The 7,666-nt window shown below is 70.5% G+C and carries 12 protein-coding genes; 8 read left to right on the forward strand and 4 right to left on the reverse strand.

What is annotated here, in order from left to right; all coding sequences use genetic code 11:
* The first annotated feature begins 17 nt into the window (after positions 1–17).
* The 3 genes from leuD (at position 18) to E1267_RS22140 (ending at position 1,222) form a co-directional block, all read left to right on the forward strand.
* Positions 18–605 carry a 3-isopropylmalate dehydratase small subunit gene (leuD, locus tag E1267_RS22130; protein WP_132334498.1) on the forward strand — a complete coding sequence of 196 codons (588 nt, stop codon included), beginning with the start codon at positions 18–20 and terminating at the stop codon, positions 603–605.
* Positions 584–823, forward strand: a complete 240-nt coding sequence (locus E1267_RS22135) for an SCO5555 family protein (RefSeq protein WP_132334499.1) — start codon at positions 584–586, stop codon at positions 821–823. Before leuD ends, E1267_RS22135 begins: the two co-directional genes overlap by 22 nt.
* A gap of 99 nt (positions 824–922) precedes the next feature.
* On the forward strand, positions 923–1,222 hold the full coding sequence (locus E1267_RS22140; RefSeq protein ID WP_132334500.1) for an HU family DNA-binding protein: 300 nt from the start codon (positions 923–925) through the stop codon (positions 1,220–1,222).
* Between the two features lie 45 nt (positions 1,223–1,267).
* Here the strand turns inward: E1267_RS22140 and E1267_RS46545 are convergent, their stop codons facing one another.
* Both E1267_RS46545 and cofC read right to left on the reverse strand, forming a co-directional pair.
* Positions 1,268–1,663, reverse strand: coding sequence for a hypothetical protein (locus tag E1267_RS46545; protein WP_246064126.1), 396 nt, complete (start codon positions 1,661–1,663; stop codon positions 1,268–1,270).
* Positions 1,664–1,697: 34 nt separating this feature from the next.
* Positions 1,698–2,333, reverse strand: a complete 636-nt coding sequence (gene cofC / locus E1267_RS22150; RefSeq protein ID WP_132334502.1) for a 2-phospho-L-lactate guanylyltransferase — start codon at positions 2,331–2,333, stop codon at positions 1,698–1,700.
* Positions 2,334–2,618: 285 nt separating this feature from the next.
* Between cofC and E1267_RS22155 the strand changes: the two genes are divergently transcribed.
* From E1267_RS22155 to E1267_RS22165, 3 genes are all read left to right on the forward strand, one after another.
* On the forward strand, positions 2,619–3,329 hold the full coding sequence (locus E1267_RS22155) for a lysophospholipid acyltransferase family protein (RefSeq protein WP_132334503.1): 711 nt from the start codon (positions 2,619–2,621) through the stop codon (positions 3,327–3,329).
* Between the two features lie 4 nt (positions 3,330–3,333).
* The gene (locus tag E1267_RS22160) at positions 3,334–4,344 is read left to right on the forward strand and encodes an NAD(P)H-dependent glycerol-3-phosphate dehydrogenase (RefSeq protein WP_132334504.1); all 1,011 of its coding nucleotides are present in this window, start codon (positions 3,334–3,336) and stop codon (positions 4,342–4,344) included.
* Between the two features lie 64 nt (positions 4,345–4,408).
* The gene (locus tag E1267_RS22165; RefSeq protein ID WP_132334505.1) at positions 4,409–5,503 is read left to right on the forward strand and encodes a D-alanine--D-alanine ligase family protein; all 1,095 of its coding nucleotides are present in this window, start codon (positions 4,409–4,411) and stop codon (positions 5,501–5,503) included.
* Between the two features lie 12 nt (positions 5,504–5,515).
* Here E1267_RS22165 and E1267_RS22170 read toward each other — a convergent pair whose 3' ends face one another.
* Both E1267_RS22170 and E1267_RS22175 read right to left on the reverse strand, forming a co-directional pair.
* Positions 5,516–5,938 (reverse strand): DUF3515 family protein, encoded by a 423-nt coding sequence (locus E1267_RS22170; RefSeq protein WP_132334506.1) that lies wholly within the window; start codon positions 5,936–5,938, stop codon positions 5,516–5,518.
* 13 nt (positions 5,939–5,951) lie between these two features.
* The gene (locus E1267_RS22175) at positions 5,952–6,185 is read right to left on the reverse strand and encodes an Lrp/AsnC family transcriptional regulator (protein ID WP_132334507.1); all 234 of its coding nucleotides are present in this window, start codon (positions 6,183–6,185) and stop codon (positions 5,952–5,954) included.
* A gap of 68 nt (positions 6,186–6,253) precedes the next feature.
* On the opposite strand from E1267_RS22175, the gene E1267_RS22180 reads away from it, so the two are divergent.
* Together E1267_RS22180 and E1267_RS22185 are read left to right on the forward strand one after the other, a co-directional pair.
* Positions 6,254–7,201: a thiamine-phosphate kinase gene (locus E1267_RS22180; protein ID WP_132334511.1), complete on the forward strand. Its 948-nt coding sequence runs from the start codon at positions 6,254–6,256 to the stop codon at positions 7,199–7,201.
* A gap of 269 nt (positions 7,202–7,470) precedes the next feature.
* A partial coding sequence (locus E1267_RS22185; protein ID WP_132334508.1) for a hypothetical protein occupies positions 7,471–7,666 on the forward strand: 196 nt, incomplete at its 3' end.

Below are 7,666 nucleotides of genomic sequence, written 5' to 3' on the forward strand. Positions count from 1 at the left end.
ACCCGTAAGGACAATCGATGGAAGCCTTCACCACCCACACCGGTACGGCGGTGCCGCTGCGCCGCAGCAACGTCGACACCGACCAGATCATCCCGGCCGTCTGGCTCAAGCAGGTCAGCCGCACCGGCTTCGAGAGAGGCCTGTTCGCCGCCTGGCGCGAGGACCCGGAGTTCGTCCTCAACGACGCCGCCTACGACGGCGCCTCGATCCTCGTCTCCGGCCCCGACTTCGGCACCGGCTCCTCGCGCGAACACGCGGTCTGGGCGCTCCAGCAGTACGGGTTCCGCGTCGTGATCGCGGCCAGGTTCGGCGACATCTTCCGCAACAACTCCACGAAGATGGGTTTGCTGCCGGTCGTCCTGCCCGGCGACAAGGTGGCGGACCTGCAGTCGGCTGTCGAGGCCGACCCGAAGCTCGAAGTCACCGTCGACCTGCGGGAACGCCAGGTCCGCTGGGCGGACGAGGTCATCGCTTTCGAGATCGACGACTACACCCGCTGGCGGCTCATGGAGGGCCTCGACGACATCGGGCTGACCCTCCGTCACGCCGACGAGGTGGCGGCATACGAGAATGGTCGGCAGCCATGGCTGCCGACGACCGTCTAGAAGACGACGAACTGGCGCGGCGGTTGCGCGAGGCGCACCGCCGCGTCCGCATGCTCCCCGCCGCCGACAAGGAACGGATAGCGCGCCGCTATCTGTCGATCTGCGACCTCGCGAAGCGGGACCCGAAAAGGGCCGCGCTCCGCCTCGACACGTTTCTGGCCTCCCTTGACGAGCCCCCCGACACGCCACGAAGTGCGGAAAACACGCCCGGTGATTGAGTTCCCCTGCGATCCCGCCTACTTTCGAGCCCGTAAGGGGTTTCTCCGTCAAACACGTAAACTGGAGCCCCGAGCCGTAACTGGGGGAGCAGGACTTTCATGAACAAGCGTGAACTCGTCGAGGCCATCGCGGATCGGGTGGGCGACAGGAAGACGGCCACCGAGGCCGTGAACGCGGTCGTCGACGCCATCCAGAAGGCCGTGGCCAGCGGCGACAAGGTCTCGATCACGGGCTTCGGCGCGTTCGAGATGGTGAACAAGCCCGCCCGCACGGCGCGCAATCCGTCGACCGGCGCGGAAATCAACGTCGCGGAGAGCTGGGCGCCGAAGTTCCGTCCCGGCTCCGATTTCAAAGAGCTCGTGAACGAGGGCGGCAAGAAAATCGGCAAGAAAAAGTAAACTCAGCGGACCACGCCCGGGCCGTCCGGCCCGGGCGTCCGCATTTCATGCGCCGGGCACCGGGAAAGTGGAGAGCGTGATGTAAGTGATCGCGCCGCCGGACATCGCGAGATTGACCCGCTGCCCCGTGCGCAGCAACCGGAGCGGCCCCGCGTCGAAGGCGGGCACGCCGAACTCCAGCACGGTCCCGTCGTCGAGGAACACCGTGCCCGAGCGAGTGGCCTCGTCGAAACTGCGCACCGTCGCCTGCACGAGGACCAGCCTAAGGCGGCCGCGCCGGGCGGTCCAATAACCGTCTGTCCCGAGCCCTGTGCCGTGGCCCTGGGGCTCGGCGCCGGCACGGTGTTCTTCGACATCGCCTTCCTGAGCCTGCTTCCCGCCATCGTGTCCAAGGAGCGGCTCGAACGTGGCAACGGCGTACTGGACCGCACCCGCCGTCATGAGATCGGCCGCCGCTTCCTGACCGCCGCCCCGGTCACGTGTCCGGCCACAACTCACCCACCACCGCCGCCGTGTGCCTGCCGAGCCCGAGCGCGACGGCCGCGCGCAGGTCGTCGGGGGTGTCGACGTCGCGGCGTACGGAGTCGATCCCCGGCACGGCCAGTTCCTTGGCCCCGGCGGCCAGGTGCTTGGCCCGCGACTCCCCGCCGAACCTGGGCGTGAACGGCGTCCCTGGCCGCACGCCGTAGAAGGTGGTCCCCACGTCCGGCGCGTCGGGCACGAACGCGTGGTCGAACTCGGCCGCCGCCTCCAGCGCCAGAGCCAGTTCGGCCGGCCGCAGGGCGGGCAGGTCGGCCTGCAGCGCGCCCACCGCGTCGCCGGGCGCGACGCGTACGGCATGGGCGGCCCCCGTGCGGAGCGCGGTGTTCAGCCCGCGATCGGGGTCGTGCACCACCTCGGCCCCGAGCCCGGCGAGAGGGCCCGCGGCGGCCGGGTCGGCGGTCACCACGACCACCCGCGCCACCCGTCGGCACGACAGCGCCGCCTCCACGGTGTCGCAGGCCACCGCGACGGCCAGCCTGGTGCGGTGGGGCCCGGTCGCCGCGGCGAGCCGGGTCTTCGCCGCGACCAGCGTCTTCACCGGTACCACCAGTGACCACCGGTTGCTCATCGGTTTCTCCTTCGCTGAAGACCGCGGGCTTCAGCCAGGGAAACCCTCGTCGTGCGGGCAGGCGACGGCTCGACGCCCCGAAGAACATCCTGACGGCAGGGCGTACCGTGAACGACGTCACCTCCGCCGGCGCCCAGGCGGCTGCGGAGCGGTGACCCCGACCTGTGAAGATGGAAATCCCCCGCGCGCGGGGACCAAGCCGAACGCTCAAGCATCGCGCGCCTCGACATCCCGAGCGGCCAACCGGGAGACTTGGGGCGCATCCCGCAGGTGTTGGAGGAGACCATGAGCCGCCCCACGCGACCGTCGCGTTTCTGGGAAACCCTGGCAGTAGTCGTGGTGAAACCGCTGTCCCGGCTCCTGGTCAAGAAGGACTGGCGCGGCGGGGAGCGCATCCCCCGCACCGGCGGCGTGATCATCGCGACCAACCATCTCTCCTGGGCCGACCCTGTCCTGCTGTCGCACTTCCTCTACAACAACGGGCGCTGGCCGGTAATCCTCGCCAAGTCCGCGCTTTTCAAAGTGCCTTTCCTCGGCCGGGCCGTGACGGCGCTGCTGGCCATCCCGGTCGCCCGCGGCAGCAGTGAGGCGGCCCTGTCGCTGCAGATCTCGGCGGAGCGGCTCGCCGACGGTTGTGCGATCATGTTCTACCCGGAGGGCACCTGCACCCGTGACCCCGGCCTGTGGCCCATGGTGGGCAAGACGGGCGCGGCCCGGCTGGCGTTGCAGAGTGGCGTGCCGGTCATCCCGGTCGCCCACTGGGGCGCGCATGAGCTGCTCCCCTACGGGGAGAAGAAGCCCAGGCTGTTTCCGCGCAAGACGTTCCGCGTGAGCGTGGGGCCGCCGGTCGATCTGTCGAAATACGCGGACCGGCCACCGCACGCGGACGTGTTGCGCGAGGCGACGGCCGACATCATGGCGGCGATCACCGCGCAGCTCGCCGGGTTGCGCGGGGAGAAGGCGCCGGAAACTCCCTACGACCCCGCCGGACGGTGATGGCATGACGAAGGTGGCCGTTCTCGGCACGGGCTCGTGGGGCACGACGTTCGCCATGATCCTGGCGGAGACCGGCAACGAGGTCACGCTGTGGGGGCGCAGGCCGGAGTTGGTCGGGGCGATCGACCGTGATCACGCCAACCCCGACTACCTGCCGGGCATCGAGCTGCCGGTCTCGCTGCGCGCCACGACCGACCCCGCACGGGCGCTCGACGGCGCCGACTTCGTGGTGCTGGCCGTGCCGGCGCAGCGGCTGCGGGCCAACCTGGCCCGCTGGCGCGAGCACCTGCCGCCCCGCGCGGTGCTGGTCAGCCTGATGAAGGGCATCGAGCTGGGCACGACCAAGCGGATGAGCGAGGTGATCCGCGAGGTCGCCGAGGTGCCGGAGGAGCGTGTCGCCGTCGTCTCCGGGCCCAACCTGGCCAAGGAGATCGCCATGCGCCAGCCCGCCGCCACCGTCGTCGCCTGCGCCGACGAGTCCGTCGCCGCCCGCCTCCAGGCGGCCTGTCACCTGCCGCCGTGGTTCCGCCCGTACACCAACCCCGACGTCGTCGGCGTGGAGCTGGGCGGCGCGGTGAAGAACGTGATCGCGCTGGCCGTCGGCGTCTCCGCGGGCATGGGCATGGGCGACAACGTCAGCGCCATGCTCATCACCAGAGGGCTGGCCGAGATCTCCCGGCTGGGCGCGGCGCTCGGCGCCGACGCGCACACGTTCGCCGGGCTGGCCGGCATGGGCGACCTGGTGGCCACGTGCACCTCGCCGCTGTCGCGCAACCGTACGTTCGGCGAGAACCTCGGCAGGGGCATGACGCTGGACGAGGCCGTCGCGGCCACCAAGCAGACGGCGGAGGGCGTGAAGTCCTGCGAGTCCGTGCTGGAGCTGGCCAGGAAACACGACGTCGAGATGCCCATCACCGAAGTCGTCGTCGGAGTGGTGCACGACGGCATGTCCCCGGCGGAGGCGGGCATGTTGCTGATGTCACGCTCGCCCAAACCCGAGCGTTACGGCGTATAGAGAAGGCCTGATTACGGCGTGCTCGGCTCGCTGTGACAGGGACACCCCGGTAGATTCGGACACCATGAGCAAGCCACGCGTCGCCGTCGTTTTCGGGGGTCGCAATTCGGAGCACGCCGTGTCCCTCATGGGCGCGGGCAGCGTTCTGGAAGCGATCGACAGGAGTAAATACGAGGTGATCCCCATCGGGATCGCCCAGGACGGCAGGTGGGTGCTGACCACGTCCGAGCAGCGGTTCGCCATCGAGTCGGGTGAGCTGCCGGTCGTCGACGGGGCGGGCGCGGCGCTGGCGCTCCCGTCGGGCGGCAACGCGCTGGTGGCCTACGACCCGGGCAGCATCCCGGTGGAGCTGGGCTCGGTCGACGTGGTGTTCCCCGTGATGCACGGGCCGTTCGCCGAGGACGGCACGATCCAGGGCCTGCTGGAGATGGCCGGCGTGCGTTACGTCGGCTCGGGGGTGCTGGCCAGCGCCGTCGGCATGGACAAGGCCCACATGAAGACCGTGATGGCCGCCGCGGGGCTGCCCATCGGCCGCTATGTCGTCGTCCGCGACCGCGACTGGCGGCTCGACCGGGAGCGCGTGGTCAAGGAGGCCGAGGAGCTCGGTTTCCCGGTGTTCGTCAAGCCCGCCAGGGCCGGTTCCTCGCAGGGCATCTCCAAGGCGTCCGACCGGTCCCAGCTGGAGGCGGCGGTGGAGGCCGCCAGGCAGCACGACCCGAAGGTGCTCATCGAGGCGGCCGTCGCCGGTCGCGAGATCGAGTGCGCGGTGCTGGAGTCGCCCGGCGACGAGCCGGCCGCGGCGTCGATCCCCGGCGAGGTCAGGGTCGAGGGCGGGCAGGAGTTCTTCGACTTCGAGGCGAAGTACTATCCCGAGCAGATGTCGCTCACCGTGCCCGCCGACATCCCGGCCGGGACGGCCGAGGAGGTCCGGGCGATGGCGGTGCGCGCGTTCGAGGCGCTCGACTGCGAGGGGCTCGCGCGGGTCGACTTCTTCTACACGCCCGAAGGCGGGCTCGTGTTCAACGAGATCAACACCATGCCCGGGTTCACGTCCTTGTCGGTGGCGCCGCAGCTCTGGGCCGCCTCGGGCCTGCCCTATCCGGCGCTGGTCGACCGGCTCATCCAGCTCGCGCTGACTCGGTCGGCGGGGCTGCGCTGAACGATCGGCCGGTCAGCGGCCCGCCATCCGGGCGATCGGTTCCGACAGGTCCGCGAGCACCTCGGCGGCCACGTGCTCGCCTCCAACGGTGATTTCGACGTACGCGGTGTCGGTCACCGCGGTGAACAACGTGGGCCTGTCGGGATCGGCGAACCAGCCCACGCCGCCGATCTCCCGCAGCTGGTCGGTGGGCGCCATCCTGGCCGGTCGGCCCACTCCGCAGCGCAGCGCGATGGTGCCCTCGCCCCAGACGGCGACGTACGGCGACTCGGGCGTGGACGTGCCGCGCTCGTCACCGTCGAGGGTCCCGGGCAGCAGCCCGGCCAGCTTGTCGCACGCGGCCACCGCCTCGCCCTGCGGCGTTGGCGGATCGACCTGCACCGTGCCGCACCCGGCGAGGGTCAGCAGAGCGAGCAGGACAGTGGCGGCACGCATGCGGAGACCACCTTCAGATGTGGACGATCGGACACGTCAGGGTACGCGTGATCCCCTCCACCGCCTGAATCTGTGCGACGACGAGCTTGCCCAGCTCGTCGACGTTGTGGGCCTCCGCACGCACGATCACGTCGTAGGGCCCTGTCACGTCCTCCGCCTGGGTGACCCCCGGGATGCCGGAGATCTCGCGGGCCACGGCGGCGGCCTTGCCCACTTCGGTCTGAATAAGGATGTAGGCCTGCACCATTACGTCCTCCTGGGCGATTGGATCACGCCGATGGGTAACCGTACCCTGTGTGCGTCAGGAGGTGTGTCATCACAGTCGGAGATCTCGGCGAATTCGGTGTGGTAAATCGCATTACCGGACGCCTTCCCCAGGGTGCTGCCGTAATGCTCGGGCCGGGTGACGACGCGGCCGTGGTGGCCGCGCCCGACGGGCGTGTCGTGGTCTCGACCGATCTGCTGCTGGAGGGCCGGCACTTCCGCCGTGACTGGTCAGGCGGCTATGACGTCGGACGCAAGGCCGCGGCCCAGAACCTCGCCGACGTGGCCGCCATGGGCGCCGTGCCCACCTCGATCGTGGTGGGGCTCGGCATCCCCGCCGACCTGCCCCTGACGTGGCTCGACGACCTGACCGACGGGTTCCGCGACGAGTGCGCCGTGGTCGGCGCCAGTGTGGCCGGCGGTGACGTGACCCGGTGCGACCAGGTGGTCATCGGGGTGAGCGCGCTGGGCGACCTGGAGGGGCGCGCTCCCGTGCTGCGCTCCGGGGCCAGGCCGGGGCACGTGGTGGCGGTGACGGGCCGGCTGGGGTACGCCGCCGCCGGATGGGCGGTGCTGGAGGAGGGCCTGGCGGGCGGCTCCCCGGCCTTGGAGGAGGTCGTGGCCGCCCATCGCAGGCCGTCGCCACCGTACCCGATGGGGCCGCAGGCCGCCGCACTGGGCGCCTGCGCGATGCTCGACGTCAGCGACGGGCTGCTGCAGGACCTCGGCCACGTCGCCGAGGCCAGCGGGGTCGGGATCGAGCTGGATCCCCAGGCGTTCGCCGTGGCGGAGCCGGTCGCGGTGGCGGCCAAGGAGGTGGGGGCCGATCCACTGGAGTGGGTGCTCACGGGTGGTGAGGATCACGCGCTCGCTGCGGTGTTCCCCCCAGAGGTACGCCTGCCGGCATCGTGGCAGGTCGTGGGCCGCGTGGTCGAGGGCACCGGTGTCGTGGTGCGCGGCCGGAAGGTCGGACGGCGCGGCTGGGATCACTTTGAGTGACTTCTTGTCCCGATTTACGTGAAATTTTCCGGATTTGTGGCGTGACTAACGGGATTGTTGTGACAGCGGCGTAGCGAAGGTGTTATGAAGATTGGCGGCCACTGTAACCGGGAGAAAGGGCAGCCATGGGCCGCCACGGCACAGGTGGATCCGAAGACGGGGACGAACGGGGGAACGGCAGCGCATTCTGGGGTCCTGACGAGGAGGCCGACCAGCCCGGCTGGCCTTCCCCACCGGACCAGCCCGAGGTGACGGGCCAGTGGGCTCCCATGCCACGGCGTACGGACACGCCGCCGCCGCGCGCGCCGCAGTCCGAGCCGTTCGAGACCACCGGAGCCTTCGCGCTGCCCGCCGACGCCGCGAGCGGATTCTCACCGGCCAACGACCCCAGGAGCCCGTTCCAGCCGCCTCAGGGCCAGTGGGGCGAGGAGGCCGGGCCGATGGAGACGACGGGCGCGTTCGCCC

The organism is Nonomuraea longispora (genome assembly GCF_004348345.1).
GTDB lineage: Bacteria > Actinomycetota > Actinomycetes > Streptosporangiales > Streptosporangiaceae > Nonomuraea > Nonomuraea longispora.

Coding starts and splice junctions, on each gene's coding strand:
- leuD (WP_132334498.1), top strand. CDS start 18: ATGGAAGCCTTCACCACCCACACCGGTACGGCGGTGCCGCTGCGCCGC.
- E1267_RS22135 (WP_132334499.1), top strand. CDS start 584: ATGGCTGCCGACGACCGTCTAGAAGACGACGAACTGGCGCGGCGGTTG.
- E1267_RS22140 (WP_132334500.1), top strand. CDS start 923: ATGAACAAGCGTGAACTCGTCGAGGCCATCGCGGATCGGGTGGGCGAC.
- E1267_RS46545 (WP_246064126.1), bottom strand. CDS start 1,663: ATGACGGCGGGTGCGGTCCAGTACGCCGTTGCCACGTTCGAGCCGCTC.
- cofC (WP_132334502.1), bottom strand. CDS start 2,333: ATGAGCAACCGGTGGTCACTGGTGGTACCGGTGAAGACGCTGGTCGCG.
- E1267_RS22155 (WP_132334503.1), top strand. CDS start 2,619: ATGAGCCGCCCCACGCGACCGTCGCGTTTCTGGGAAACCCTGGCAGTA.
- E1267_RS22160 (WP_132334504.1), top strand. CDS start 3,334: ATGACGAAGGTGGCCGTTCTCGGCACGGGCTCGTGGGGCACGACGTTC.
- E1267_RS22165 (WP_132334505.1), top strand. CDS start 4,409: ATGAGCAAGCCACGCGTCGCCGTCGTTTTCGGGGGTCGCAATTCGGAG.
- E1267_RS22170 (WP_132334506.1), bottom strand. CDS start 5,938: ATGCGTGCCGCCACTGTCCTGCTCGCTCTGCTGACCCTCGCCGGGTGC.
- E1267_RS22175 (WP_132334507.1), bottom strand. CDS start 6,185: ATGGTGCAGGCCTACATCCTTATTCAGACCGAAGTGGGCAAGGCCGCC.